This is a genomic window from Arthrobacter melezitosi (genome assembly GCF_054511055.1).
The window spans coordinates 109,280-134,609 of the sequence record NZ_JBTNDJ010000005.1 but is presented as its reverse complement, the minus strand read 5'-3'; the positions used below and the strand labels follow the sequence as shown (position 1 = coordinate 134,609).

The following is a 25,330-nucleotide window of genomic DNA, read 5'->3' as shown; positions in this document are numbered from 1 at the left end:
TAGGGAAAACAGGCGCGCAATGGAATATAAGCCCCAGCGGCCGCGGATCCGTGGCCAAAGAGTTACCTCTGGCCACGGATCTCCGCCTAGAAATTAACTCCGGCCTGGAGGATCACGTTGGCGTACGGAGTCGCTTCGCCGGTGCGGATCACCAACCGCGCCGAGGGGAGCAGGGCCTTGAGGTCCTCGTGCGGGATGGCGCGGGGCGTAAGCCCCTCGCCGCGCACCCACTCCCCGGCCTCGCCGTCCTGCGCCTCGGCGGCGATGATGCTGTCCTCGACGACCATCTCCGCCAGCACCGCCCGCAGCACCTCGGTGAACCGGGGAATCCCCCGGACCAGGGTGAGGTCGACGGTCCGCACCGTCTCGGGGATGGGCAGGCCGATGTCGGCGATGACCACGAGGTGGGTGTGGCCAAGGCCGGCGATGGCCGAACTGAGGTCAGGATTCAGGATGCCTGAACGCTTCATTCGATCGTCCCTTCGCTCTTGCTGATCCCGACGCCGGGGAGCTCGTCGCCGAGGCCCGGATACGACGGCTGGGCGCCCTCGGACCGCACGGCATACGCACCGACGCGGACGGCGAATTCGACGCCCGTATCCAGGCTGTCGCCGGCGACGAGGCGGGCGGCGAGCGCCCCCACGAAGGCGTCGCCCGCCCCCGTGGTGTCGACCGCCGAGACCTTCGGCGCAGGGAAGCCCCGGACCGTCCCGTCGGAGGAAACCAGGGCGCCTTCGGCACCCAGGGTGAGCACCACCGAGGCGAAGCCGGCCACCGACAGCGCTTCGATGATGCCGCGGTGGTCCGCTGCCGAGGGAAGGTCCCGGACGCCGAGCTGTTCGAGCACCAGGATCCCCTCATGCTCGTTGACCACCAGCGGATCGGCGGCGAGCAGAGCCGAGCGATCGAGTTCAATCACCGGCCCGAGGTTGATCACTACGCGGCCCCTCGCCTGCCGAACCACTTCGGCGATCGAGTCGGCGGGGATTTCACCCTGGAGCACGACGACCGCGGCCTCGGAGATCAGGTCCGCCCTTGACCGCACCACCTCGCTCGTCACCTCGGCGTTGGCGCCGGGGATCACCACGATGGAGTTTTCACCGGCCCCCGAGACCTGGACGACCGCCACGCCCGTGCCGGCGTCCGCCTCGTGGAGGGCGAGCCGGACCCCCGCGGAGCGCAGCCCCGCCAGGGCTGCCTCCGCGTAGGCGTCCGCGCCGACGGCGCCGATCAGAGTGACCGGCGCCCCCAGCTGTGCGGCCGCGACGGCCTGGTTGGCACCCTTGCCACCGGGCAGGACGGTCATTGACCGTCCCAGCACTGTTTCACCCGGTGCCGGATGACGTTCGAGCGTTACGACGAGGTCTGCGTTGATCGACCCGACGACGACGATGCCCGGTGGGTTGGTGCTCATTCGGTGAACTCTCCTACGTTTTCCTCGTTGACGGTGGTTACGGGCACGGGAACCGTGGCGTCGACTGATTCGTCGTTGAGGACCTGCACGAGGACTTCAACCGAGCGCTTGCCGAGCTCGGCGGGCTGCTGGGCGATCGTGGCGGTCAGGGTGCCCTCCTGGATCGCGACGAGGCCCTCCTCGGTGCCGTCGAAGCCGACGACGCTGACCTCGCTGCCGGCCCGGTCACCGAGCGCCTGGATGGCGCCGAGCGCCATCTCGTCGTTCTCGGCGAAGATGCCTGTGACATCCGGGTTGGACTGCAGCAGGTTCGTCGCCACGTTCAGCGCCTCGGCACGGTCGAAGTTGGCGGTCTGCTGGGCCACGACTTCGATGTCGGGGTAGGCCTTGAGGCCTTCGGTGAACCCGGCCCCGCGGTCACGGCTCGCCGAGGTGCCGGCGACGCCCTGCAGCACGATCACCTTTCCCTTTTCGCCCATCGCGCGGGCCAGTTCGTCGGCGGCCTGCTTGCCGCCGGCCACATTGTCGCTGGAGACCAGCGACTGGATCTCGGCGCCGTTGACGGTGCGGTCGACAGCCACGATCGGCGTGCCGCTCTCGACCAGCGGAGCCACGGAGGCCGCCGCCGCGTCGGAGTCGACCGGGTTGATGATCACACCGTCGGTGCCGCTCGACGAGGCGGTCGCGAGCTGGTTGGTCTGGGTGGCGGAATCGTTCTGGGCGTCGATGACGTCGAGGTTGATTCCTGCTTCGTCGGCCGCGGTCTGCGCGCCGTCGCGCAGTTCGACGAAGAACGGGTTGTTCAGCGTCGAGACGGCGAGCGTCACGCTGTCGCCGCCGCTGGCGGCGTCGTCGCCGCCGCCTCGGTTGCATGCTGCGACGCCGAGCACGAGTGCGCCTGCGGCGGAAAGCGCCACGATCTTGGTGGGGGAGAACTTCATTGTCTTCTTCCTTTTATCTATGTGGGGGTATTGCGGAGGAAAGTTTTAGTGCTGCGCAGTCTTGCGGCGGAGCGAGTCCACGCCTACGGCGAGGGCGATCACGAGGCCGATGACAACCTGCTGCCAGAAGGATGAAACGTTGAGCAGGTTGAGCCCGTTGCGGATGACGACCAGGACGAGCGCACCGATGAGGGTGCCGCTGATCCGGCCGACGCCGCCGGCGAGGGAGGCGCCGCCGATGACGACCGCCGCGATCGCGTCGAGTTCATAACCCACTGCCGCCTGTGGCTGGGCCGAATCGAGCCGGCCCGACAGCAGCAGGCCCGCAAGCGCCGCGAAGAGGCCGGAGAGCGCGAAGACGGTGATGAGGACGCGCCGGACCGGAATACCGGAAAGCCGTGCGGCCTCGGTGTTGCCGCCGACCGCGTACATGTAGCGGCCCATGACCGTGAAGTTGAGGATCACTGCGGCGACCGCGCCGGCGATGATGAGCACGACGATGGGCATGGGTACCGGTCCGAGCATGCTACCGAGGAAGGAAACCTCGGGAGCGGTGGGGATCGGCCGTCCACCGGAGAGGACGAGGGTGAGGCCGCGGGCCACGCTCAGCATCGCAAGGGTGGCGATGAATGAGGGAAGCCTTCCGTAACTCACTGCCAGCCCGCTCACCGCACCGCTGAGGGTGCCGATGAGGAGGCCTCCGATGAGTGCGATCCAGCCGGGTAGGTCCGCCTGGGAGAAGATCCAGGCCGAGCCCATCGCGGAGAGTGCCGCAACCGATCCGACCGATAGGTCGATCCCTGCCGCAACAATGACGAAGGTGAGCCCGAAGGCGAGCACCGCAATCACCGAGGCCTGGATACCGACGTTGAGGAGGTTCCGACCTGTGAGGAAGTCGGGGGTGGCAATGAAGAGCGCCAGTCCTAGGACCACCAGTCCTACGAGTGCTCCATTGCCGGCGAGGAACGACATGAACGTCCCCCGTCCGCGCCCCGCGGGGGCGGCTACAGCTTCAGCTACCTTGTTCATGATTCGTCCTTCATCTGCTTGTCTTCAATTTCTCGCTGTACATCGCGGACGGCCAGTGACATCACCGAGTCCTGCGTTGCGTTGTCGGCCGGCAGTTCACCGGACACGTGACCGCCGCTCATGACGACGATCCGGTCGGCCATGCCGAGCACTTCGGGCAGTTCGCTTGAAACCATCACGACGGCACCGCCGGCCGCGGTGATGGCATTGATCAGTTCGTAGATTTCGACCTTCGCCCCGACGTCGACGCCGCGGGTCGGTTCGTCGAGCAGCAGGACCGTAGCGCCGGCGACGATCCACCGGGCGAACACCGTCTTCTGCTGGTTTCCTCCGGAGAGCGAGCCGACCGTCTGGTCGATGCTTGCCATCCGGATCCGGAGCTTGTCGGCGACGGCCTGGGCCCGCTTGCGCTGCCCGGCGAAGTCGACGATTCCGCCCTTCGCGGTCGAGGCCAGCGTCGCGTAGCCGATGTTCTCGTTGACGGCCGCGCCCAGGACGAGGCCCTGGACCTTCCGGTCCTCGGGAACATGGCCGATGCCGGCGCGGATCGCCGCACCCACATTCTGCTGCGGGAGGGACTTGCCCCGCACGGAGACGCTCCCCGAGGTGTACGGGTCGATTCCGGCGATGGCGCGGATCACTTCGGTGCGCCCCGCACCAACTAGCCCCGCGAGCGCGACGACCTCACCGGCCTTCACGGAGAACGAGACGTTGTTGACCATCCCCTTCGTGGAGAGCCCGCGGACCTCGAGGAGGGTATCGGCAGGACCGGAGTACTCGCGGCGTCGCGGGAACTGCTGGTCGATGTCGCGCCCCACCATGAGCCGAACCAGTTCGTCCTCATGGGTGCTGGCGGGAACCTCCGCGATGAACCTGCCGTCGCGCAGGACCGAGACCGAATCGCCGATCGCGGCGATTTCGTCGAGGTGGTGGCTGATGAACACCATTCCGACGCCACGTGCCCTGAGGTCTTCCACGACCGAAAACAGCGAGGCGATCTCCCGCTTGGTCAGAGCCGCGGTGGGCTCGTCGAGGATCAGCATGCGGGCGTTCAGGCTCAGGGCCTTCGCGATCTCCACAAGCTGCTGGTGCGCGATGCCCAGATCCCCCACCTGGCGGTCGACGTCGAGGTTCAGCCCGATCAGGGCGAGGGCGGCCCGGGCATCCTCCTTCATTCGAGCCTTGTCGACCAGTCCGTAGCGGCGGGGCAGGCGTCCCAGCGAGATGTTCTCGGCGATGCTCATCGTGCCCACCAGGTTCAGTTCCTGGTGGATGGTGGCGATGCCGTGGTTTTCCGAGGCCTTGGTGTCCGGAAGGTGGACTTCCTGGCCGTCGATCAGGATCCTGCCGCTGTCCGGCTGGTGAACACCCGCCATCATCTTGATCAGGGTCGATTTGCCGGCGCCGTTCTCACCCAGGAGAACCTGCACCTTGCCGGGGAGAACGTTGACGCTGACGCCATCGATCACCTTGACGGGGCCGAACGCCTTGGACACGTTGTCCAGCGTAAGGATGGGACTGCCGTTCATGATTGCCGTACTTTCTCGAGTTCAGGGGTGGACCCGCGGACGATCAGGCGGGCGGGGATGGATTGGGAGGCCGGAGTTTCGCCCCCGATGACGCTCATCAACGTGTCGACGGCCAGGCGCCCCATCGCATTGACGTCATGCGCGATAACAGTCAATGCGGGGTTGACGAGCTTGAACGCGTCGATGTCGTCGTGGGCCACGAACGCGATGTCGGTGCCGATGGCGATGCCGCGTTCATTGCACACCCCGACCGCACCGATACTCATCAGGCTGTCGGCGGCGAGCAGGGCCGTCGGAGGGTTCGCGAGGTCGAGGAGGGTGCGTGCGCCTTCCGTTCCGCTGGCTGCCTGGAAGTCACCGAGGAAGATGAGTTCGGCGTCGTCGTCCGCCCCGGTTGCGGCCAGCGCTTCCTTGTAGGAGCGGAGGCGCTCGCGGCCGGTGGAGGTTGACTGCGGGCCGGCGATGTAGCCGATACGGCGGTGTCCCCGGGCCGTGAGGAGCTTTACGGCGTCCTTAATGCCCGTCGAGTTGTCCGGGCTGACGCATGGAACATCGAAGTTATCGAGTACCCGGTCAACGAAGACCACCGGCACCCCGCTCCGGAGCAGGTGGTCGAGGTTGCCGCCATCACCCTGGGGTGCCGCAATGACACCGTCCACCCGCTGGGACAGCATGACGTCAATGTACTCGTCCTGCTGCTCCACGTTCTCGTTCGCGTTACCAAACAGCGTCATGTACCCGAAGTCCCGCGCCCTCTGCTCCACTGCGTGGGCGAGGTCACCGAAGAAGGGGTTACGGACGTCCGGCAGGAGCAGGCCGATGGTCTGGGTGCGGGTTTTCCGGAGGGACCGTGCCTGCGCGTTCGGACGGAACCCGAGCCGGCTGGCCGCGGCGCCCACGGCTTCGCGTGCCTCGTGCGAGGTGGACGGATGGCCCGAAAGGACGCGGGACGCAGTGGCCGTTGAGACCCCTGCGGCTTCCGCCACGTCCTTGATCGTAACCTGCTTCATTGCATTTCCTTCGTCGTGGAATCGATTCCATGGAATCGATTCCAAGAGTATGTGCTCTAGTCCTTCTGAAGTCAAATCGGCGCCGGAATGGCGTCGGTCCATAATGGAGCATGCCCTCTTTGAAAGCCCGCATGGGCCTGCTCCTCGACGTTGACGGCCCCATTGCCAGCCCCGTCACGCGTACTGTTCCCCAGCCGATCATCGATCACCTGCTCCAGCTGGCCGCTGCCGGCTGGCCGGTGGTCTTCAACACGGGCCGCTCGGATGCTTTCATCCGGGAACAGTTATTGAACCCCATGGTGGCCTCAGGTATTCCCGACGGGGTCCGGTTCCACGCGGTCTGCGAAAAGGGTGCCTCATGGTTCAGCTTCGACGCCGACGGCGCGGGAAAAGTCAGCGTGGACCGGGCGCTCGCGCTGCCGGCAAGCTTCGGCGACGACATCCGCGACCTGGTCGCCGGGAAGTACTCGAACCTGATGTTCTTTGACGAGACGAAGCGGGCCATGGTGTCGGTCGAACAGTCGCTCGACGTCAGCAGCGCCGACTACCTGGCCGGACAGGCGGAGTTCGACGCCGACGCCATGGACATCCTTGCCAGCCACGGCATGGGGGGGATCCGCTTGGGCCGTGAAGTGCCCGACAGCAACGGCGCGGTGCACTACCGCATCGATCCAACGATCATCTCCACCGACATCGAATCGGTCCGGCTGGGCAAGGACCTCGGCGCGGAGCGTGCCCTGGCCCTGCTGGCACCTCTCGGAGAGGTTCCCACCACCTGGCGGACCGTCGGAGACTCACGGACCGACTATGCGATGGCTGACTACCTGCACGGCAAGGGCTTCGACGTGGCCCACGTCGACGTCCGGCCCTCCGACGGCGTGCCGGAGAAGCCGTACCGCATCCTCATCGAGGAGGGGTTGGTCAACGAGGACGCCGGGGCCGCGTTCCTCGCAGCCTGCGTCGCCACCCTCGACGGCTAGGCCGGCCGCAGGCTCAGGCGGCGGCGCTCAGGCAGGATTCGATCGCCGCCGCGATCTCGGGTGCGTCGGGCTCCACCGTCGGCGCGAAACGGGCGATGACGATGCCGTCCCGGTTGATGAGGAACTTCTCGAAGTTCCACCTCACCAGCCCCGGCAGGACCGACTTTGGGAACCCGGCTCCCTTGAACTCGGTCAGCCGCCCATACAGCGGATGCTGGTTCTTCCCCCGAACGTCCGCCTTGCGCGTGAGCGGGAAGGAGACCCCGAAGGTGGTGGAGCAGAAGGACTGAATCTCTTCGTCGGTACCCGGCTCCTGGTTCATGAACTGGTTGCAGGGAACCCCCAGGACGACCAGGCCGTCCGCCGCGTAGGCGCGGTACAGCTTTTCCAGGCCCTCGTACTGCGGGGTGAACCCGCAGTTTGATGCGACATTGACCACCAGGACGATCCTGCCCCGGTAGTCGCCGAAGGTCCGGAGGGTCCCGTCGTTCATCTCGAGTTCGATGTCATAGAGGTCACTGATGGGCATGGCTGCTCCTCGCTGGTGGTCACCGGTGCTGGATCTTCGTTCCCGGGCGCCGTCCGGATTGCTCTCCAAGCCGGGAACTCCCCAGCCGCGGCCTTCGTGGAACAGGTCAGGCGGGATGCTGCCCGCACCGGCTTTCCCGGGGAGACCTATGTTGCTGAACCTCGTTGCGTCATGGCGTGCCCAGCTGCGCTCCACGTTCACCGCCGGTGACCCGGCCATTCCGCAATGGCAGCTGGACCTCGAACAGGGCGACGACGTCGGATACTTCGTTCCCGGCTCAGCAGTCTGGGCCGTGCACGGCTCGATGACTCCGCTGGTTGCCGGGGTCCGCGCACTGCTCCTCCAGGCCCTCCATCCCGGCGCCATGGCGGGAGTCCATGCGCACTCCTCATTTCGCGAGGACCCACTCGGACGTCTTGCCAACACGATCCGGTGGATCTTCACCGTCACGTACGGGTCCGAGCGCACCGCACAGGATGCGTCGTCGTTCGTTCAGCGGCTGCACCAGCGGGTGCGGGGCACCTACGTCGACAGCCGCGGCACCACCCGGGAGTACTCTGCCGCCGACCCTGCGCTCGTCCGCTGGGTCCACCTCGCCTTCACCGACGCCTTCCTCGCGGCGCACAAGGCCTACGGGCCGCCGATCCCGGGCGGCTCCGACCAGTACGTCGCGGAATGGGCCCGGGCCGGAGAACTCATGGGGGTCGACTCACCGCCGCGTTCGGAGGCGGAGCTCGCTGCACAGCTTGCGGCCTTCGACCCGGACCTCACCGACAGCGACCAGGTCCAGGAGACCCTGGTGCACCTGAGGCACCCTCCTCTGCCGGCCTCGCAGCGGTTGGGCTACCGGGTGCTCTTCGCAGCGGCAGTCGCCACCCTCGAGCCGCGCCACCGGGAGATGCTCGGGCTGCGGGCGCCTTCCCTTGGGCCGGTTCCGCTGCCGATTCGAGCGGCAACCCATGTTGTGCTGAGGGTTGTGCGCCTGGGACTCGGGGCCCAGGGCCCCAGCGAAGCCGCGGCGCGGCGGCGGATCGCCCGGGTCCGGTCCTTGGGGCGTCGGGCCGCCTGACGGCCCCCGACCGCGCGGCGGCAGATCGCCGAATTGGTGCCAGCAGATCCGGGCGTCGACCAGCCTGACGGCCCTGGAAGCCCCATGCGGGACGCCCACCTGTTTGGAGTGGCATGAAAAAAGCCCCGGCCGTTGAGGGCCGGGGCTTTCTTTCTGCGGAGGATGGGGGATTTGAACCCCCGAGGGCGTTAACCCAACACGCGTTCCAGGCGTGCGCCATAGGCCGCTAGGCGAATCCTCCTAGTTTGGAGCAGATACCAGAATACCCAAACATGGGTGATGTTCCGAATCGGCGCCCTCCGGCCTGTTTTGTCAGAGGGAGGTGATGGACTATGACCATGGTCCAGCCAGCACCGGATACCCAGACCGACGAAGCATTCGGTCCCGGGGGCGCGCAGCCGGGATCGGTGTTCGAGAACGGCCTCTTGGCATTCCTCGATGACGATCCGCTGTGGCTTGCGCAGGAGCTGACAGCGCTGGATCCTGCCGCTATTGCCCGCTTGAATGCGGCCGGAGCCGTGGACACCCTCGCGAAGGTCGCGCGGCTGGAGAGGTGGCTCGCGTCGCAGAAGACGCGGATCGTCCACCGCATCGGTACCTCAATGGCCGAGGACAAGCGCTCGGGGAACGAACGTCGGCTGGCGGCAATGAATGCCGTGAGTGAGACTGCCTGTGTCCTCAAGATCCCCGAAGGCACTGCCGGAGGCCTCCTCGCTGAGTCGACCGCCCTGGTCGAGGAATTCGCGCCCACGCTTGAGGCGCTGCGTTCGGGGGCGATCCATTACCAGCACGCGCAGGTGGTTCTCCGGGAAAGCACAGGGGTTTCCGCGGAGGAGCGGGCCAGCTATGAGGACTCCCTGCTTCAGGCGGCTCCGGACCTGACGCGTTCGCAGCTCGCGGTCAAGGCACGCAGGCTGCGGGAGAAGATCTGCCCTGGGGCGGCTGCGGAGCGGCGCACCAGGGCCGAGGCGGACCGCGCCGTCTGGCTCGAGCCCGCCGCGGACGGCATGGCCTACCTTGGGGCCTTCCTGGGTGCCGAGAACGCCGTGGCCATGTTCGACCGGCTCACCCGGGCAGCCCGCGCAGCACAGGGCCCGGCAGAGACACGGACCCTGGCCCAGCTGCGCGCTGATGCCCTTGCGGGCCTGGTGATTCAGGACGACCCGTCGCTCCAGGAACCAGGAACCCTCCGGGGCATCCGGCCCCAGGTGCTCGTGACGGTTCCGGTGCTGTCCCTGCTCGGTGAAAGCGAAAGCCCGGGCGACCTTGAGGGTTACGGCCCAATCCCGGCCGGCGTCGCCCGGCAGCTCGCGGCGAATGCGCCGGGCCTGATGCGGCTGCTCACCGATCCGATCGACTCGGCGGTGCTCGACGTCGGCCGCCGCCGCTATCGGGTGCCGAAGGACCTGAGGACCTACCTGCGCGTCCGGGACAAGACCTGCAGGTACCCGCGGTGCAGCCGGTCCGCCGGCACCGCCGACCTCGACCATACGGTCCCCTGGGAGGACGGCGGGAGCACCCGGCCGGAGAATCTCGCGTGCCTCTGCCCTAAGCACCACCGGATGAAGCATGAGGCCGGGTGGTCGGTGCGGCAGCTTCCGGGCGGGGTGCTCGCTTGGACGTCGCCAACCGGAAGGAACTACTCGACCCGCCCGGAGGATCCCCCTGCCGCGGTGCCGTCCGATGCGGGCGGCCCGCGGACACCGGGGCGGCCACCCGGGCGCGCATGGCGATCGCCGCCGGCCGAGGATCCGCCGCCTTTCTAGGTTGGTGCTCGACGGACGCTGAGGAACGGGTGCTGTGCGCCGGGCTGAATGCTGGGGGCTGCTCGATGATGCTGGGGACCGCTCGATGCTCGGGCTGCACGGACGCTTTCGCTGTCCCCGCATAGGCACCGTGCTCCCTCCGCGTGCCGGATGGCGGTCCGACCGGCACCGGCGCGCGGGCTCAGGAGCAGTCCCCAAGTTCCTGTAGACTATTTCCCGGCCCCTCATGTGGTGTCATCCTGTGAACTCCCCCAGGACCGGAAGGTAGCAAGGGTAAGCGGGCTCTGGCAGGTGCATGGGGGGTCTTTACTTTAACCGCCGGCCGCATCAACCGACCCTTTCGAGGACACGCGGCGAGGGAGTGAAACCATGGAGACGACACCCGGCGCGGGCCGCTTCGCCCCGAGCCCTTCCGGCGAGTTGCACCTGGGCAACCTGAGGACGGCGATCCTCGCCTGGCTTTTCGCCCGCTCCACGGGACGCCGCTTCCTGCTCCGCATCGAGGACCTCGACACGGTCCGGGCCGGCGCCGAGGCGGCCCAGATCAGCGAACTTTCAGCACTGGGCCTCGATTGGGACCTGCCACCGATCCGCCAGAGCGAGCACCTGCAGCGGTACGAGGAGAGCCTCGCTGTCCTGTCCCAGGCGGGCCTGCTCTATGAATGTTTCTGCACCCGGCGCGACATCGCGGAGGCCGCCGCCGCTCCCCACGCCCTCCCGGGCGTCTACCCCGGAACCTGCCGCAACCTTACCGACGCCGAACGGGAGGTCCGCCGCCGGGAGCGGCCGCCCGCGCTCCGGCTGCGGGCCGACGTCGGGACGTATCCGGTCGAGGACCGGCTGCACGGCCGGTACACCGGCCCCGTCGATGACTTCGTTGTCCGTCGCAATGACGGCGTGCCCGCCTACAACCTCGCGGTCGTCGTCGATGACGGCGCCCAGGGCATCGATCAGGTGGTGCGCGGCGAGGATCTCCTCAGCTCGGCTCCACGGCAGGCCTACCTCGCCGGACTGCTCGGCCTCCCGGTGCCGCAGTATGCCCACGTGCCGCTTGCCCTGAGCAAGGAGGGCCGCAGACTGGCCAAGCGCGACGGATCGGTGACCCTCGAAGCGCTGGCGGCCGAGGGCCTGCCGGTCGAGGTCGTCCGCGCCGGCATCCTGGAATCCCTGGGCCTGCCGGCCGGTCCGCTGACCGCCGTCCTCCGCGACTTTGACCCGGACCGCATCCCCCGCAATCCCTGGATCGTGGACCCTCCCCTCTTCTCCTCCACCGGAATGCGTTCCGTCACCCCCAACCGATAAGGTTCATCTGTGAGCACAGCCCTTTACCGTCGGTACCGCCCCGAGACCTTCGCGGACGTGATCGGCCAGGAGCACGTCACCGATCCGCTGATGGCCGCCATCGAAAAGGGTCGGGTCAACCACGCCTACCTGTTCTCCGGCCCCCGCGGCTGCGGTAAGACCACTTCGGCGCGCATCCTCGCCCGCTGCCTGAACTGTGCCCAGGGCCCGACGCCGACGCCGTGCGGTGTGTGCGACAGCTGCGTCGAGCTGGCCCGCAACGGCTCCGGGAGCCTCGACGTCATCGAGATCGACGCTGCGAGCCACGGCGGCGTCGACGATGCCCGCGACCTCCGCGAGCGCGCCACCTTCGCACCCGTGCGCGACCGCTACAAGATCTTCATCATCGACGAAGCCCACATGGTGACCTCGGCCGGCTTCAACGCCCTGCTCAAGATCGTCGAAGAGCCACCCGAACATATCCTCTTCATCTTCGCCACGACCGAACCGGACAAGGTGATCGGGACGATCCGCTCGCGGACCCATCACTACCCCTTCCGGCTGGTGCCGCAGGAACCCCTCATGGCCTACCTCGACGTGCTCTGCCGGCAGGAGAACGTGCCCGTCGCCCCGGGTGTGCTCTCCCTGGTCGTGCGGGCAGGCGGCGGATCGGTGCGCGACTCCCTGTCGGTCCTGGACCAGCTGATGGCGGGTGCCGGCGAGTCCGGCGTCGACTACGAACTTGCCGTTTCCCTGCTCGGCTACACCCACGCCACCCTGCTCGACGACGTCGTCGACGCCGTCGCCGCCGGTGACGCCGCGACGGTATTCACGGCGGTTGACCGGGTGATCCAGACCGGGCACGACCCACGGCGGTTCGTCGAGGACCTGCTCGAGCGCTTCCGCGACCTGATCGTCATCAACGCCGTCCCGGAGGGGGCCGCCTCGGTGCTGCGGGGCATTCCCGAGGACCAGCTGCACCGCATGCGGACCCAGGCGAACCAGCTCGGCGCAGGTGAGCTGTCGCGGGCCGCCGACATCACCAACACCGCGTTGACCGAGATGACCGGGGCCACCTCGCCGCGGCTGCATCTTGAGCTGCTGTGTGCGCGGATCCTGCTGCCCGCGGCGGATGAGTCGGTGCGTGGAACGCTTGCCCGCGTTGACCGGATCGAACGGCGGCTGGCGTATGCGGGAACGGAGACGCCTCCGGCGGCGACCGCACCTGCGCGTGGAGCCGGTCAGGCTCCATCCCGCCCCGGGGCAGTCGAGTCCTCCTCCGGTCCCGCACAGGGCGCCGCGGCCGCCGGTACGCCGCCGGTGACCGCCGGGAGGCCGCCGCAGACCGCAGCCCAAACGGGCGGCGTCGCTGCCGCAGCGTCGGGCGTCCCCAACGCCTCGTCGACCGGCGAGCAGACGACCGGTGCTCCCGGGTCCGGCGCTCCCGAGTCCGGTGCTCCTGAGTCCGGTGCTCCCACGTTCGGGAGCCCAGATGCCGGCACGGCGACGGCGGACGCAGACCCGCAGGCGGCAACGCGGGGGGCCGCATCTCCCGCAGGCTCGACAGGCGTACCCGATGCCCGGCGTGGCCCGGGCACCGGAGCCGCATCCGCATCCACAGGCGCAGGCGCACCCGACAGGGCACCCTCCGGCGCCGAGCCCGCCGCCACGCCAGCACCGGCCGCCACGCCAGCACCGGCCGCCGCATCGGCCGACTGGGGTAACAGCTGGGGAAGTGAACCACCAGCACCGGCACCGGCCGCTCCCGCGGAACCTCCGGCCGCTCCCGCGCCGGAGCGTCCCGCTGCAAGCCACACCCCGGCAGGACCTTCCTCCCCCGCCCGGACCCCCGCCGATGGTCAAGGCGCGGCTGGTCAAGGCGCCGGGGCAACGGCCGGTCGACCGGACGAACCGGTGCAGGCCGTCCCGGCCGAAGCTCCCGCCGCGGGTGGTTCGGGGCAGATCGAGATGGTCCGCCGCGCCTGGCCGGAAATCATGGACGAGCTCGCGAAGATCAAGCGGATCACCTGGCTCAATGTGAATGTCGATGCCAAACCCCGCGCGATGGAGGGCAACAAGCTCGTCCTCGCCTTCACCACACCGGGCAACGCCATTGCCTTCCAGCGCGGACCCCACATGGACAACGTGCGCCAGGCCATCCAGAAGGTCCTGGGGCTCGACTGCATGATCGAGGCCATCCTCGACGGACCGGGGCGGGGTGAGTCGGACCCAAAAGTACCGGCCAGCCGGCCAACGCCGGCTAAGGGCACTCCCGACCCGGAACCCCGGCCCGAGGCAGGGCCGCCCGCACCCACTGCACCGGCAGGACCAAGCGCGCCGGGTGGAGCGACAGCACCGGCAGGTAATTCCGCCGGTCCGGCAACCCCTCCAGGGCGATCGGGGGGAATGGCCGGCCGGCCGGAACCGCAGCCCACTGTGCAGTCCGCCGCGCACTCCGGAGCTCCGGAGTACGCGGGACCCGCACCGACTGCACAGGTGGCACCGGCTGCGCCAGCGACCAATGCGACGCGGCCGATAGCCCCTCAGCCGGGCCAGCCGACCGTGCCCAACCGACCGGACACCCAGCTCCAAGAGCAGCCGCACACCCAGTCACAGGCGGGGCCGGACACGCAGCTCCAAACGCGGCCACACGCCCAGCCCCAGGCGGGGCCGGACACGCAGCTCCAAGCGGGGCCGGACGCCCAGCTCAAAGCGCGGCCGGAACCCCTGCACCATGCGTTGGCTCCCGCCCCTGGCGCGGGTACGCCCCCCGCCACGCCTGCCCCTGCGCCTGGCGGAGCAGCAACCGGTCGGCCCGCCGGCGCCGGTCCGGGCCGCAGCGGTCCGGCCGGTGGCCCCGCCGCCGGTGCACCCGGTACCAGCGGCCACCCGGCCGCATCAGGTCCGACCCTGCCCGGAGGAGAACCTGCACGGGATTCACGCCCGTCCACCGGAGCCCAGGCGGGCCCAGTCGGCAACCGCACGTTTTCCGCTGCCACCCCGGGAGGAACGCCCGCGGGTCGGACTGCCGATCCGCAGGAGAACCCGGTGTCCAGCGCGCCATCTGCGCCACGGGCTGGGCGGCACGACAACGCCCCAGCGTCGCCGCGCCCTGAACCGGAGCCGTACTGGCACAACCCTGATCCCGAAGACGACTCCTGGGCTCTGGTCGAGCCCCCCGAGGACGCCTACGATCCGGGCCCCGGATCCAACGGCCGCAGCGGTGCCTCCGCCGCGCCGTCCATGCCACACGAACCAGGAGCAGTCCGCCGGGCACCGGTGCAGCCCCACGCACCCGGGACCAAGCCGCCTGCTGCAACGCGGCCGCAGACGCCGGTGCAGCCGCCGGCCCGGGGCCAATCCCAGGCACCCTCGGGCTGGCAGGGACCTGCCCAGGGCGAGCCTCAGCTTCAGGCACCGCGTCCTTCCCAGGCCCAGACTCCGGTCCAAGCGCAGGCTCCGGCTCCGGTCCAGGCCCGACCCCCGGCTCCGGCTCCGGTCCAAGCGCAAGCTCCTGCTCCGGTCCAGGGCCAACCCGCGGCCCAGGCTCGTGTCCAGGCCGCCCCTGACGCCCGTTCTTCTGCCGGCACGCCCGCACCGTCGTCCAAGCCCGTCAGCCGCTACCAACGGCTGCTGGACGAGGCGGCACGCAAGCGGGCGGAGGAAGCCGCGGCCCGGCCGGGAACCGTAGACTTGAAGTACGTCGAGGATGTTCCCAGCGCCGATGATGAGACGATCGAAGAGACCGGCCTCGTCGGACGGTCGGCCATCGAACGGATCCTCAACGGCCGGCTTGTCGAGGAACGCAGGATCGACGCCCAGTAACGGACGGTCCTCCCGTCCGGTCCCGGGCGTACCGAAGGCGCATTCCCCCACGAGCAAGATCCAACAATGAAGAAGGTCACGTGTACGAAGGCGCGGTTCAGGAGCTTATCGACGAGCTCGGACGCCTACCCGGGGTTGGGCCGAAGTCCGCTCAGCGGCTCGCCTTCCACATCCTCGAGGCGGACAGCGAAGACATGGAACGGCTCGTCAAGGCCATCACCACCGTCAAGGAGCGCGTGAAGTTCTGCGCGATCTGCGGCAATGTCGCCGAGCAGGAGACCTGCGGTATCTGCAGGGACACCCGCCGCGACCCAACGATGATCTGTGTCGTCGAAGAGTCCAAGGACGTGATTGCGGTTGAGCGCACCCGCTCCTTCCGCGGCCGCTACCACGTGCTCGGCGGCGCCATCAATCCCATCGCCGGGGTAGGGCCGGACCAGTTGCGCATCCGGGAGCTCCTCAACAGGCTCTCCGATGAGCAGATCAAGGAAATCATCATCGCCACCGACCCCAACCTCGAGGGGGAGGCGACGGCGACCTACCTCGTGCGGATGCTCAAGACCATCGGCATCCCGGTGACCCGGCTCGCCTCCGGCCTGCCGGTCGGCGGCGACCTCGAGTACGCGGACGAGGTGACCCTCGGCCGCGCCTTCGAGGGCCGCCGCTCCATGTCCTAGCGGTTCCGGCGCACGGGCCGGCCCGGACCGCCGGGTGATCCGGGTGCCCTGCGCCAGCCTCCCCGCCGGGCACCCCACGCCACCCGCGTTAGGCGATCCGGGTGCCCTGCGCCAGCCTCCCCGCCGGCGTCCTGAGCCGCCGGTATCCAAGGAGAAGCAGGCCACCGGCCAGTAGGAACTGGAGCAGGAGCCCGAGGGGCCAGATCGGGAACTTGTCGTCGAGGTCGCGGGCCGCGCCCTGCGACTCTTCGCAGGTGACGTTGAGATCCGGGCCCGCCTGGAAGCTTCGGACCTGCTGGCTGATGCCCTCCATGACCCCCGGAGGCCGGTAGTTCGGGTTGGCTCCGATGTCCCCGGGCATTCCGGGTTCAGGGGTGCTGCGCGAATAGGGAGCCGCGTCGGCCACCACCACGAAGGGATTCGCCGCAAGGATCCACGTGATCCGCTCGGTGTGCGGCACGGGCTGCCGGAAGGTCTCGGTGACGCATTCGGAATCGCCGGGCTGCGGAGCGGGCGCCTGGGAATCCGGGCTTTCGACCGGCGCGGGGTAGGTGTTGTAGGACGTCGTCACCTCGGTCTCCTCCAAGACGAGCGCCGTGCTCAGTCCGAAGGTGATGAGTGTGCCCAGCGTCAGCATCGCCACGAGCATGTAGGTGGCGACGATCGAGAACAGCGGGCGGTTCGCGATCGATGAGACGCCGACGCCGATCGCGCAGACAACGCCCAACTCCAGCGCGAGCATGCCCAGCGAGACGAATGCCTCGGAGGCGTGCACCCCGCCCAGGGCCAGCGCCCAGAAGATGAAGGGGGCGCTGAGCACCAGGAAGGCGAGGGAGGCGACCCAGGACGCAAGCCACTTGCCGGCCAGCAGCTGCCCCGGGGTCAGCAGGGTCACCTGCAGAATGGCCAGGGTCCCCGCGGCGCGGTCACCGTTGACGGCATTCGCCGACAGCCCCGGCGCCACCAGCAGGCCGAAGAACAGCACGAAACCGACAACAAGGTCGAAGAGCACCGCCCCAATGCCCGAGTAGGTTCCCATGGTGGCGGTGGCGAGCAGGAAGACCGCCCCGATCACCACGAACCAGACCGCGAGCATGATGTACCAGGCCCGGCCGCGGAGCCGCTGGCGCATCTCAAGCCAAAACACCGTCCCGACGGCGGACCGGGTGGAAAGGGACCGTTTGTCCGCCACGTGCGGCGGCTGCTGAATGTTAACGCTCATCGTCTGTCCGTATCCAGGCTCATGTAGGTTTCTTCGAGGGCGCCGCCGGCGGGCGCGAAGGCGGTGACGGCGACGCCGGCCAGGACGAGGGTGCGTAGGAGCCACGCGGCCTGCTCGGTGCTGTCGAGCATCACCTGGTATTCGAGGCGCCGGGAGTCCCCACGTTCCTCGAACCGCATCCCGTGGGCTGAGAGCTCCGCGGCGAGGGCTTCCATCGGTTCGGCCTGGATGTTGTACCGCCGCACCTGGCTTCCGGCCTCGTCAAGGGTCTGGCTGCGGATTGACTCGCCCCTGCTGACGAAGACGGCGCGGTCGGCGATCTCGTCGAGTTCCGACAGCACATGGCTTGAGACGACGATCGTCTTGCCTGCTGCGGCAAGGGTCCTCAGCAGGGTCCGCAGGTCCACCCTGGATCCGGGGTCGAGGCCCGATGCCGGTTCGTCCAGCAGGAGCACCTGCGGGTCGTGGATCAGGGCGCGGGCAAGGCTCAACCGCTGCTGCTGGCCGCGGGAAAGCACCCGCGCCGGCTGGTCGGTGTACTCGGTCAGGCTTACCGTCTCCAGCAACTCGTGGGCACGGGCCGTCCGTTCCTCCGCACCCATCCCATAGAGGGCCCCGGTCGTGGTGAGCACCTCGAGCGCCGAAAGGGAGTCCCATCTGCCAAGGGCGTCGGGCATCCAGCCGACGAGCCTGCGCACCCCCCGCGGGTCGGCGACCGGGTCGATGCCCCCTACGCGCACCGAACCGGCATCGACAGCGAGGAGCGATGCGAGGATCAGCAGGAGGGTTGTCTTGCCGGAGCCGTTGGGTCCGATCAGGGCGGTCACTTCACCGGGCGGGGCCTCGAAATCGATGTGCCGGACAGCCTGCACCGAGCCAAAGCTCCGCGCGGCGGCGTGGACAACGATTCCCCCAAATTCGTTGGTCATCCCGCGACCCTATGCCACCCGGCGCCGGATCGGTGGAGGTGCGCAGAGTTATTTGGCGGGGTGTCCATATTCGGTCATGCAATTGGAGGGCCGCTTCGGCCCGCCGCTAGACTGGCAGCGTGTGGCACTCCGCGGGCGAGGGCCGGCCCGGCCGCTGTGCCGTGCACCGAAGCGCCGCACTGCAGCAGATTCCGACGATGTCAGTGAGCGAGTGCATGAGCCTTCTAGTCCAGAAGTTCGGTGGGTCATCGGTAGCGGACGCCGAGGGAATCAAGCGCGTCGCCCGGCGGCTCGTGCAGTCCCAGGCGGCCGGCAACCAGGTCGTCGCAGTGGTTTCGGCCATGGGCGACAGCACGGATGAGCTCCTGGATCTCGCGGCGCAGGTCTCGGAGACCTCCGATCCCCGGGAGATGGACATGCTCCTGAGTGCCGGGGAGAGGATCTCGATGGCCCTGCTTGCCATGGCGATCCACGGCCTCGGAGCCTCCGCCCAGTCCTTCACGGGCAGCCAGGCAGGTATGATCACCGACGCCATCCACGGCAAGGCGCGCATCATCGATGTCTCGCCCCACCGGATCCGCACCGCCATCGAAAAGGGCGACATCGCCATCGTGGCCGGCTTCCAGGGCATGAGCCGTGACAGCAACGACATTACGACGCTCGGCCGCGGCGGCTCCGACACCACCGCCGTCGCCCTCGCCGCAGCCCTGAAGGCGGACGTCTGCGAGATTTACACCGACGTCGACGGCGTCTACACCGCCGATCCGCGCGTCGTGCCGTCGGCCCAGAAGATCGACACGATCTCCAGCGAGGAAATGCTCGAACTGGCGGCCTCCGGTGCGAAGATCCTGCACCTGCGCAGCGTCGAGTACGCCCGCCGGTTCGGGGTGCCGCTCCACGTGCGGTCCTCCTTCAGCGACCATGAGGGGACCTGGGTCCTGCCCAGCCCCGACGACCAGATCAAGATTCAAGAGGGAGAACCCTTGGAACAGCCAATCATCTCAGGCGTCGCGCACGACCGCTCGGAGGCCAAGGTCACCGTCGTCGGCGTTCCCGACATCCCCGGCAAGGCTGCGGAGATCTTCGGGATCATCGCCGGCGCGCACACGAACATCGACATGATCGTGCAGAACGTGTCGACCCACGGATCGGGCCGGACCGACATCTCCTTCACGCTGCCCATCGTCGATGGCGCACAGGCCCTTGCCGCCCTGGGCGAGGCGCAGGCCGGGGTCGGCTACGAGTCGGTCGAATACAACGAACAGATCGGGAAGCTGTCCCTGATCGGCGCCGGCATGCGCTCCAATCCCGGGGTTTCCTACAAGTTCTTCAAGGCGCTCTCGGACGCCGGCGTCAACATCGACATGATTTCGACGTCGGAGATCCGGATCTCGGTCGTGACCAGCGCCGAACTGCTCGACACCGCCGTCCGGGCGGTCCATGCGGCCTTCGAGCTCGACGGCGAAGCGACCGCCACCGTCTACGCCGGCACCGGGCGGTAGGGCCGCCCGGGCCGGCGGCACCGGGGCGTTTCAGGACTTGTCGGTCGGCCGCCGCACAGCGTAGTGGTGGCCTTCCGAGTCCACTTCGATCTCGAAGGACGCCACGTCCCTGTCACACTGATCCTCCGCCGCGTCGTGTCGATGGACGACGGGTGTTCCCAATCCGCTGCGGTCGGCCGGGCCGAGGAACATCCCCACGAACGAGTCGAGGCGGTTGTAGCCAGGGCGGCGGGGCCGGTGGAACTTCGATGATTCCGGCGATTTTTCCATGGTGCACCTTCTTTCGAGGTACACCTCATTTTACGCCGGGGCCGTGCGGAAAGCGCCGGTCAGGACGGACGGCGGGGAACGATGTAGGTCGAGCCGTCGGCCCGCGTGATCGTCTCCCACTGGTCCGCCTCGGACTGCCTTTGCTTCAGCAGCTCCTGGTTTTCGGCGGTCATCGGATGGTCGAGCGAGCTTGACTGCGCCGGGCCGAAAAAGGCCCGCGTCCGGCCCGTCAGCCGCATGAATCGCTCGATGAAGCCGGGTCGATTCGACATGCCCGTCCCTCCTTCGTTGGTGCTGTCCCCTCCATTTTCCCACGGACGGTGTACGAAAAAGACAGGTGGTGCCGGCGGCCGAAGCCGCCGACCCCACCTGCCGGTGGTCGAACCCGTTCTAGGGCCGGATCAGCGGAGGGTCGAACCTCCCGCCGGAGCCTCCGTAGCTCCGTCGATGATCGCCGGGGAGCCGGTCGACGTGACCGTGGTGGCACCGTTGGCACCGACCTCGAGGCTCACGGCCGTCGATCCGGCGTCTCCGAAGAACACGCGCCCAACGTAGCTGCCGGGCTCAAGGCCGGTCCAGGACAGGGTCACGGTCGACTCCTTGCCGTTCTTGAGCTGGATCGGGTCCGGGGAGACCGAGAGGTTCCCTTCGTCGCCGCCCAGCACGACGGCGTCAACGGTGGCCTTGGTGGGCCGCTTGTCCGGGCTGCTGTAGAGGTTGGCAACGACCGTGTAGGTTCCCGGAACCGGGTTGTTCAGCAGCACTGCCTCACTCGCCGAAGCGGTCGCCGCATCGAACGGGCGCCCCCTCGGGTCGGTGACATACAGGTCGAAGTCCGCAGCGGGGTCCGCCGAGTTCACGGCGAAACGGGCCAGCGAGGTTCCCTCGGGAACCTCGATCGTCCGCACGCTGTTGCTCGCATTCTCGGTGTCGCTGTACGGACCCGGCACCAGCTCGGTCGACGTGCGGTCGGCCTTGGACAGTCCCTTGACGGAGAGATCGACGGTGCTTGTCGTTCCCGCCGTGACGTTGAACGTCCCGGTTCCGGTTCCTGCCGCAGACGTGAAGGAAATGGCGGCGGGCATCACGGCGGTGACCGGACGCACGGCGATCGGTGAGGTCACCGTCGCACCCCGCGCTTCGGTCCAGGTGAGCGAGCCCATCGTGAAGGCGTCAAGCGCGGCCGACTTGTTTTCGAAGGTCACCTTGAAGCTCTTGGACTCCCCTGCGGCGGCAAAGTCGAGCCGGTCCGGGGACACCTTCGCGGAGATGCCCGGAAGGTCCACCGCTGCGGTGTAGCTTCCCGGGGCGGTCGCCGTCACAGTGCGGGTCACCGTGACCTTCCCGGTGAGCTTGCCGACGGCGATCGAGGGAACGTTGACGTCCTTCGCCCCGACAACCTGCGGCTTCCGAAGCCCCAGCGGTGCGCCGAGGCTCTGCAGGAAACCGTTCCAGTGGGCGGCATCCGCGTCATACACGAGCCCGGGGCTCAGCATGGCGGCGGGGTCCACGTGGCCGGCGCCGACGGCGAAGACGTCGTTGTTGGCCGCCCCCTCCTCGGTCAGCACATCACCGGCGGTGGTCATCAGCGCCGACTTCGCGGCCGCCGGGGACCAGCCCGGGTTCTTCGCCAGGATCAGCGCGCCGAGTCCGGCGACCTGCGGGGCAGCCATCGACGTACCGGAAAGGAACCCGAAGTTCTCCCCCGTCCCCACCGGCGAGACACCGGCCAGGACGTTGACGCCGGGCGCCGTGATGTCGGGCTTCAGGAAGTCCGAGTTGACCGCAAGCGACGGTCCACGCGAGGAGAACGCGGCGATCTGCGGGTCCTTGGGAGTGGGAAGGCCCGTTGTGTCCTGGTCGACCAGCGCCGCGGTGAGCGCGGGGTTGGCCTCGAGCTTGGCCTTGATCTCGGGGTCGTCGATGTGGACGGTGGGTACCGCGTGGAGGTCCAGGTCGAGGGACCCGGGGCTCACGTTGACGAGGATCATGCCCACGCCGCCGGCCTTTTCGACCGTGGCGCTCTTGGCCACCCGGTCGATGACGCCGCGGTCGCAGACCACGATCTTGCCCGTCACCTTGGCGGCGTCGAGGCTGTCGGGCTTGCACAGCGCGGCGTCGGCTGGCGTGGCGCCGGCGGCTGCGGCCTTGGCTGCCAGCACGACGGCGGTCTGGGGAACCTCCCGGTTCATCACCGAGGTGCCGCGGTACTTGGTGCCATCGGAGAGTTCGACGGTGCCCTGCAGTTCGTGGGAGAACGTGCTGGCGGCCACCGTGGTGAGCCAGGGCGAGCTGTGGTTCACGGTGCTGACGGTCGGCCCGGAGTTTCCTGCGGAGGTGGAGACGAAAATTCCCGCCGAGGCGGCGGAGAGGAAGGCAAGCGCCACCGGGTCCGTGGTGGAGTTGTTATTGCCCGAGATTGAGTAGTTGAGGACATCCACGCCGTCCAGGATCGACTGCTCGATCGCCTCAACGGAAGCCGAGCTGTAGCAGCCGCCCGAGTTCGGGTCCTTGTCCTCCCAGCAGACCTTGTAGACGGACACGGCGGCCGCGGGGGCCACGCCGGCACCCTTGCCGAAGTTCCGTCCATCGACCGCGACGTCGACGTCGGCGTTGCCTGCCGCCGTCGAGGCGGTGTGGGTGCCGTGGGAGTCGATGTCGATGGGGGAAATCCGCTCATCGGGCGAACGGTCCTTCTCGGGCACGGAGCCGAGGAAGTCGTCGGCGAAGTAGCGGGCGCTGAGCACCTTGGAGTTGCAGGCGCTGCCGTCGAACTCCTGGCCGGTCTGGCATTCGCCCAGGAAGGTGCTGCCGTCGGCCTTGAGCATGGCGATCTTGCCCTCGGGGGTCAGGTAGGGCTCGCCCACCACCGGGTCGCCCTGCAGCAGCTTGACCTCGACGCCGGTGAGGAACGCATTCTCCGGGCGGTACCCGGTGTCGATGACCCCCACGACAGTGCCCTTGCCTGCATTGGCGGCTCCACCGAGCTGGGTGGCCCAGACGCCGTCGCCGCCGGTCAGGCCGAGGAAATCGGCGCTCGAGTAATCGGGGCTGTTCTGCACGTCCGGTGCCACCGTGTAGACGTTCGGGTTCTTGGCGAGCAGCGCCGCCTGTTCCCCGGTGAGGTTGGCGGTGAATCCATTGAGGGCGGTGGTGAAGGACTTGCCCACTTCGACGTCGACGGCTGCCGCAACGTCGTTCTGGTTCTTCTTCAGCCGGGCCTCGTAGGCGCGGGCGTTGGGTGACTCCTTGGTGAACTTCTCCCCCTTGCCCGGCTTCGTTGCCGGGATCCCGTCGGCGCCCCCCTCATACATCGCCAGGGGATGTTCCTTCAGGACAACGATGTAGCGGCCATCTTCGAAACTTGCGGGGGAAACGCCTGAAAGCTGCGTTGAATTCTGCGCGGGCACCTGGGCCGCGAAGACGGCGGGGGTCATCGCCGCGGACGACATCAGCAGCGGCACCCCCAGCGCGATCGCCGTGACGCTGCGGAGCCGCGGGCTCCGCCGTCCGGCTTGTCCTCGTTGGATCATTGGGAGAAGAGCCTTTCAGTCAATGCGGGCCCGGCGGGAGTAACCGGATGCCCCTCATGCTGTGGGCTTCCGCTACCGGATCCCCATCTGTGACAAGAGTCACAAACGCCACAGCAGTATCAATTTACCCGAGGCAACACTTTCTGGGTAGAAAAAGAAGTGGATTTCCGGCGGGACTTGACAGAATGCACGTGGCGCTCGCGGAGGTTGATAATGGAACCATGCGCACCGCACCCTCCCCGGTCCTCGAGCAGGAGGAGTGGCTCCCGCTTGCGGAGAATTATACGGCGAGGGTTCGGCGTTTCACCGGGCCATATCTGCAACGCCGGTCGGCGGGGGAAAAGCACCCGGTCGAAGACTTCCTCTTCACCTACTACAACCACAAGCCGGGCCAGTTGCTGCGCTGGCACCCTGGGGCGGGCACGGCCCTGCGGGGCCCGCTCGCCGAAGAGCGGCGAAACTGGAAGTACTACACCTCCCTTCCCGGCGGGGCCGTCACGGCGGATGTCGATGCCTTCCGGCACGAGCGCACCGAGACCCTGGATTTCGTCCGCATCCTCCTGGCCGGAACCTCGCAGCGCCGGGCGCAGTTCGGCTGCTTCGGGCTGCACGAGTGGGCAATGGCCTACAAGTCGGAACTGAACGGGATCCGCCACGACTACCTCGGCCTGCGCCTCGGCGCCGAGGGCACCGACGCCGTCGTCGAGGAATCCCGGATCCGGTGCTCGCACTTCGATGCGTTCCGCTTCTACACCCCGCAGGCCATCCCGCTCAATGAACTGAGCCCCACCCGGGAAAACCAGCGTCACCTTGAACAGCCCGGCTGCCTGCACGCCAATATGGACCTCTACAAGTGGGCCTACAAGCTCAGTCCCCTCCTGCCCAGCAGCCTGGTCCTCGACTGCTTCGAGCTGAGCTGGCGGATCCGGATCCTCGATATGCGGGCCTCGCCGTATGACCTCAGCGGCTGGGGCTATGCCCCGGTCCGCATCGAAACCCCGGAGGGCAGGGCCGTCTACGTCCGGGAGCAGCGGCGGTTCTCCCTCGAATCCCAGCAGCTGCGCTCACGGCTCCTCGGGCACCTGGATGCCATCGGCGCCCTGCAGGCCCCTCATCCCGCCGGTCCGGACGGGGGCACCCCATGAGGTTCCGTACCCGGCTCCCTGCCGTATCCGCCGCGCTGCTCCTGGCGGTGTTGACCGGCTGCGCCGGTGGAACGGACGACGCTCCACCGGCCCCGACCTCGCCCGCTCCAAGTTCACCGGTGACCGGCCCGCCCCCCTCAAGCCCTGTTCCGACCCCGACGGAGACACCGACAATGGCACCGGAAACCCCTCCACCGCCCCCGGAGACCGGCGGGACCCGCCTGCTGATCTCCATCCAGGACTCACCGGAGGCTGCACCGGTCGAGTATGTGCTCGAATGCGTCGAGGGCAAGCCCGGCCCGGGAACCTCCCTTCCCAACGCCGAATCGGCCTGTTCCGTCGTTGACCGGCTCGGGACGAAATTCTTCACGGCCCGCCCCGACCGGAACATCGTGTGCACCGACATCTACGGCGGGCCGCAGACCGCCTCCATCACGGGCACCGTGAACGGCGAAACCATCAGGGCGCGCTTCGCCCGCACCAACGGCTGTGAAATCTCCCGCTGGGACGCCGTGCGGGACATCCTCGGCACCGGCGGCGAGTTCTAGCCGCCACCGGACCGGACCGCGCCCGGTTCGGGCCGGGCACGCGGGGCCGGTAGACTGGACGGGCAAGCTCGCGGAGCGCCGACATGTCGACCGATCTTTGGTCCGCCCGGCGTGAGACGGCACTTCCGGGC

General features: G+C 68.3%; 21 protein-coding genes, 1 tRNA gene and 1 other RNA gene. 10 read left to right on the top strand and 13 right to left on the bottom strand.

Going from position 1 to position 25,330, the window contains the following annotated elements:
• Positions 1-86: 86 nt before the first annotated feature.
• The 6 genes from rbsD to ACX80W_RS07985 are packed head-to-tail and all read right to left on the bottom strand — an operon-like array spanning position 87 to position 5,923.
• Entirely contained in the window at positions 87-470 is a 384-nt protein-coding gene (gene rbsD / locus ACX80W_RS08010; protein WP_459282073.1) for a D-ribose pyranase, read from the bottom strand.
• On the bottom strand, positions 467-1,414 hold the full coding sequence (locus ACX80W_RS08005) for a ribokinase (RefSeq protein WP_459282071.1): 948 nt from the start codon (positions 1,412-1,414) through the stop codon (positions 467-469). Before ACX80W_RS08005 ends, rbsD begins: the two co-directional genes overlap by 4 nt.
• Complete coding sequence (locus ACX80W_RS08000; RefSeq protein WP_459282068.1) at positions 1,411-2,355, bottom strand: substrate-binding domain-containing protein; 945 nt, start codon at positions 2,353-2,355, stop codon at positions 1,411-1,413. The genes ACX80W_RS08005 and ACX80W_RS08000 overlap by 4 nt, the downstream gene beginning before the upstream one ends.
• A 45-nt stretch (positions 2,356-2,400) precedes the next feature.
• A complete protein-coding gene (locus tag ACX80W_RS07995) occupies positions 2,401-3,384 on the bottom strand; it encodes an ABC transporter permease (protein ID WP_459282066.1) in 984 nt (327 codons plus the stop codon).
• On the bottom strand, positions 3,381-4,913 hold the full coding sequence (locus ACX80W_RS07990; RefSeq protein WP_459282064.1) for a sugar ABC transporter ATP-binding protein: 1,533 nt from the start codon (positions 4,911-4,913) through the stop codon (positions 3,381-3,383). The genes ACX80W_RS07995 and ACX80W_RS07990 overlap by 4 nt, the downstream gene beginning before the upstream one ends.
• Positions 4,910-5,923 carry a LacI family DNA-binding transcriptional regulator gene (locus ACX80W_RS07985; RefSeq protein WP_459282062.1) on the bottom strand — a complete coding sequence of 338 codons (1,014 nt, stop codon included), beginning with the start codon at positions 5,921-5,923 and terminating at the stop codon, positions 4,910-4,912. The genes ACX80W_RS07990 and ACX80W_RS07985 overlap by 4 nt, the downstream gene beginning before the upstream one ends.
• A gap of 110 nt (positions 5,924-6,033) precedes the next feature.
• On the opposite strand from ACX80W_RS07985, the gene ACX80W_RS07980 reads away from it, so the two are divergent.
• Positions 6,034-6,903, top strand: a complete 870-nt coding sequence (locus tag ACX80W_RS07980) for a Cof-type HAD-IIB family hydrolase (protein WP_459282060.1) — start codon at positions 6,034-6,036, stop codon at positions 6,901-6,903.
• Positions 6,904-6,916: 13 nt separating this feature from the next.
• On the opposite strand, the gene ACX80W_RS07975 is transcribed toward ACX80W_RS07980, so the two are convergent.
• On the bottom strand, positions 6,917-7,432 hold the full coding sequence (locus ACX80W_RS07975; RefSeq protein ID WP_459282058.1) for a glutathione peroxidase: 516 nt from the start codon (positions 7,430-7,432) through the stop codon (positions 6,917-6,919).
• Between the two features lie 148 nt (positions 7,433-7,580).
• Here ACX80W_RS07975 and ACX80W_RS07970 point away from each other — a divergent pair, with 148 nt between their 5' ends.
• On the top strand, positions 7,581-8,501 hold the full coding sequence (locus ACX80W_RS07970) for an oxygenase MpaB family protein (protein WP_459282056.1): 921 nt from the start codon (positions 7,581-7,583) through the stop codon (positions 8,499-8,501).
• A 156-nt stretch (positions 8,502-8,657) separates the two neighbouring features.
• Here the strand turns inward: ACX80W_RS07970 and ACX80W_RS07965 are convergent.
• A tRNA-Ser gene (locus ACX80W_RS07965) sits at positions 8,658-8,742 on the bottom strand.
• Positions 8,743-8,839: 97 nt separating this feature from the next.
• Here ACX80W_RS07965 and ACX80W_RS07960 point away from each other — a divergent pair.
• The 5 genes from ACX80W_RS07960 (at position 8,840) to recR (ending at position 16,050) form a co-directional block, all read left to right on the top strand.
• On the top strand, positions 8,840-10,267 hold the full coding sequence (locus ACX80W_RS07960; RefSeq protein WP_459282054.1) for an HNH endonuclease: 1,428 nt from the start codon (positions 8,840-8,842) through the stop codon (positions 10,265-10,267).
• 215 nt (positions 10,268-10,482) lie between these two features.
• An RNA gene (gene ffs / locus ACX80W_RS07955) (signal recognition particle sRNA small type) lies at positions 10,483-10,578 on the top strand.
• A gap of 58 nt (positions 10,579-10,636) precedes the next feature.
• Complete coding sequence (gene gluQRS / locus ACX80W_RS07950) at positions 10,637-11,569, top strand: tRNA glutamyl-Q(34) synthetase GluQRS (RefSeq protein ID WP_459282052.1); 933 nt, start codon at positions 10,637-10,639, stop codon at positions 11,567-11,569.
• Between the two features lie 9 nt (positions 11,570-11,578).
• Positions 11,579-15,373: a DNA polymerase III subunit gamma and tau gene (locus ACX80W_RS07945; RefSeq protein WP_459282050.1), complete on the top strand. Its 3,795-nt coding sequence runs from the start codon at positions 11,579-11,581 to the stop codon at positions 15,371-15,373.
• Positions 15,374-15,453: 80 nt separating this feature from the next.
• On the top strand, positions 15,454-16,050 hold the full coding sequence (recR, locus tag ACX80W_RS07940) for a recombination mediator RecR (RefSeq protein WP_459282048.1): 597 nt from the start codon (positions 15,454-15,456) through the stop codon (positions 16,048-16,050).
• An 88-nt stretch (positions 16,051-16,138) separates the two neighbouring features.
• Here the strand turns inward: recR and ACX80W_RS07935 are convergent, their stop codons facing one another.
• Positions 16,139-17,272 (bottom strand): ABC transporter permease, encoded by a 1,134-nt coding sequence (locus ACX80W_RS07935; RefSeq protein WP_459282046.1) that lies wholly within the window; start codon positions 17,270-17,272, stop codon positions 16,139-16,141.
• A complete protein-coding gene (locus tag ACX80W_RS07930) occupies positions 17,269-18,201 on the bottom strand; it encodes an ABC transporter ATP-binding protein (RefSeq protein ID WP_459282044.1) in 933 nt (310 codons plus the stop codon). The genes ACX80W_RS07935 and ACX80W_RS07930 overlap by 4 nt, the downstream gene beginning before the upstream one ends.
• A gap of 215 nt (positions 18,202-18,416) precedes the next feature.
• Between ACX80W_RS07930 and ACX80W_RS07925 the strand changes: the two genes are divergently transcribed.
• Positions 18,417-19,703, top strand: coding sequence for an aspartate kinase (locus ACX80W_RS07925; protein WP_459282042.1), 1,287 nt, complete (start codon positions 18,417-18,419; stop codon positions 19,701-19,703).
• A 30-nt stretch (positions 19,704-19,733) separates the two neighbouring features.
• On the opposite strand, the gene ACX80W_RS07920 is transcribed toward ACX80W_RS07925, so the two are convergent.
• The 3 genes from ACX80W_RS07920 to ACX80W_RS07910 all read right to left on the bottom strand — a co-directional run bounded on the left by ACX80W_RS07920 (position 19,734) and on the right by ACX80W_RS07910 (position 23,506).
• On the bottom strand, positions 19,734-19,973 hold the full coding sequence (locus ACX80W_RS07920) for a hypothetical protein (RefSeq protein WP_459282040.1): 240 nt from the start codon (positions 19,971-19,973) through the stop codon (positions 19,734-19,736).
• 59 nt (positions 19,974-20,032) lie between these two features.
• The gene (locus tag ACX80W_RS07915) at positions 20,033-20,245 is read right to left on the bottom strand and encodes a hypothetical protein (RefSeq protein WP_459282038.1); all 213 of its coding nucleotides are present in this window, start codon (positions 20,243-20,245) and stop codon (positions 20,033-20,035) included.
• Between the two features lie 129 nt (positions 20,246-20,374).
• Positions 20,375-23,506, bottom strand: a complete 3,132-nt coding sequence (locus tag ACX80W_RS07910; RefSeq protein WP_459282036.1) for a S8 family serine peptidase — start codon at positions 23,504-23,506, stop codon at positions 20,375-20,377.
• A 221-nt stretch (positions 23,507-23,727) separates the two neighbouring features.
• Here ACX80W_RS07910 and ACX80W_RS07905 point away from each other — a divergent pair, with 221 nt between their 5' ends.
• On the top strand, positions 23,728-24,651 hold the full coding sequence (locus ACX80W_RS07905) for a 3-methyladenine DNA glycosylase (RefSeq protein ID WP_459282034.1): 924 nt from the start codon (positions 23,728-23,730) through the stop codon (positions 24,649-24,651).
• Positions 24,652-24,824: 173 nt separating this feature from the next.
• The gene (locus ACX80W_RS07900; RefSeq protein ID WP_459282032.1) at positions 24,825-25,199 is read left to right on the top strand and encodes a subtilase-type protease inhibitor; all 375 of its coding nucleotides are present in this window, start codon (positions 24,825-24,827) and stop codon (positions 25,197-25,199) included.
• Positions 25,200-25,330: the final 131 nt, after the last annotated feature.

Coding starts and splice junctions, on each gene's coding strand:
- rbsD (WP_459282073.1), bottom strand. CDS start 470: ATGAAGCGTTCAGGCATCCTGAATCCTGACCTCAGTTCGGCCATCGCC.
- ACX80W_RS08005 (WP_459282071.1), bottom strand. CDS start 1,414: ATGAGCACCAACCCACCGGGCATCGTCGTCGTCGGGTCGATCAACGCA.
- ACX80W_RS08000 (WP_459282068.1), bottom strand. CDS start 2,355: ATGAAGTTCTCCCCCACCAAGATCGTGGCGCTTTCCGCCGCAGGCGCA.
- ACX80W_RS07995 (WP_459282066.1), bottom strand. CDS start 3,384: ATGAACAAGGTAGCTGAAGCTGTAGCCGCCCCCGCGGGGCGCGGACGG.
- ACX80W_RS07990 (WP_459282064.1), bottom strand. CDS start 4,913: ATGAACGGCAGTCCCATCCTTACGCTGGACAACGTGTCCAAGGCGTTC.
- ACX80W_RS07985 (WP_459282062.1), bottom strand. CDS start 5,923: ATGAAGCAGGTTACGATCAAGGACGTGGCGGAAGCCGCAGGGGTCTCA.
- ACX80W_RS07980 (WP_459282060.1), top strand. CDS start 6,034: ATGCCCTCTTTGAAAGCCCGCATGGGCCTGCTCCTCGACGTTGACGGC.
- ACX80W_RS07975 (WP_459282058.1), bottom strand. CDS start 7,432: ATGCCCATCAGTGACCTCTATGACATCGAACTCGAGATGAACGACGGG.
- ACX80W_RS07970 (WP_459282056.1), top strand. CDS start 7,581: ATGTTGCTGAACCTCGTTGCGTCATGGCGTGCCCAGCTGCGCTCCACG.
- ACX80W_RS07960 (WP_459282054.1), top strand. CDS start 8,840: ATGGTCCAGCCAGCACCGGATACCCAGACCGACGAAGCATTCGGTCCC.
- gluQRS (WP_459282052.1), top strand. CDS start 10,637: ATGGAGACGACACCCGGCGCGGGCCGCTTCGCCCCGAGCCCTTCCGGC.
- ACX80W_RS07935 (WP_459282046.1), bottom strand. CDS start 17,272: ATGAGCGTTAACATTCAGCAGCCGCCGCACGTGGCGGACAAACGGTCC.
- ACX80W_RS07930 (WP_459282044.1), bottom strand. CDS start 18,201: ATGACCAACGAATTTGGGGGAATCGTTGTCCACGCCGCCGCGCGGAGC.
- ACX80W_RS07925 (WP_459282042.1), top strand. CDS start 18,417: ATGAGCCTTCTAGTCCAGAAGTTCGGTGGGTCATCGGTAGCGGACGCC.
- ACX80W_RS07920 (WP_459282040.1), bottom strand. CDS start 19,973: ATGGAAAAATCGCCGGAATCATCGAAGTTCCACCGGCCCCGCCGCCCT.
- ACX80W_RS07915 (WP_459282038.1), bottom strand. CDS start 20,245: ATGTCGAATCGACCCGGCTTCATCGAGCGATTCATGCGGCTGACGGGC.
- ACX80W_RS07910 (WP_459282036.1), bottom strand. CDS start 23,506: ATGATCCAACGAGGACAAGCCGGACGGCGGAGCCCGCGGCTCCGCAGC.
- ACX80W_RS07905 (WP_459282034.1), top strand. CDS start 23,728: ATGCGCACCGCACCCTCCCCGGTCCTCGAGCAGGAGGAGTGGCTCCCG.
- ACX80W_RS07900 (WP_459282032.1), top strand. CDS start 24,825: ATGGCACCGGAAACCCCTCCACCGCCCCCGGAGACCGGCGGGACCCGC.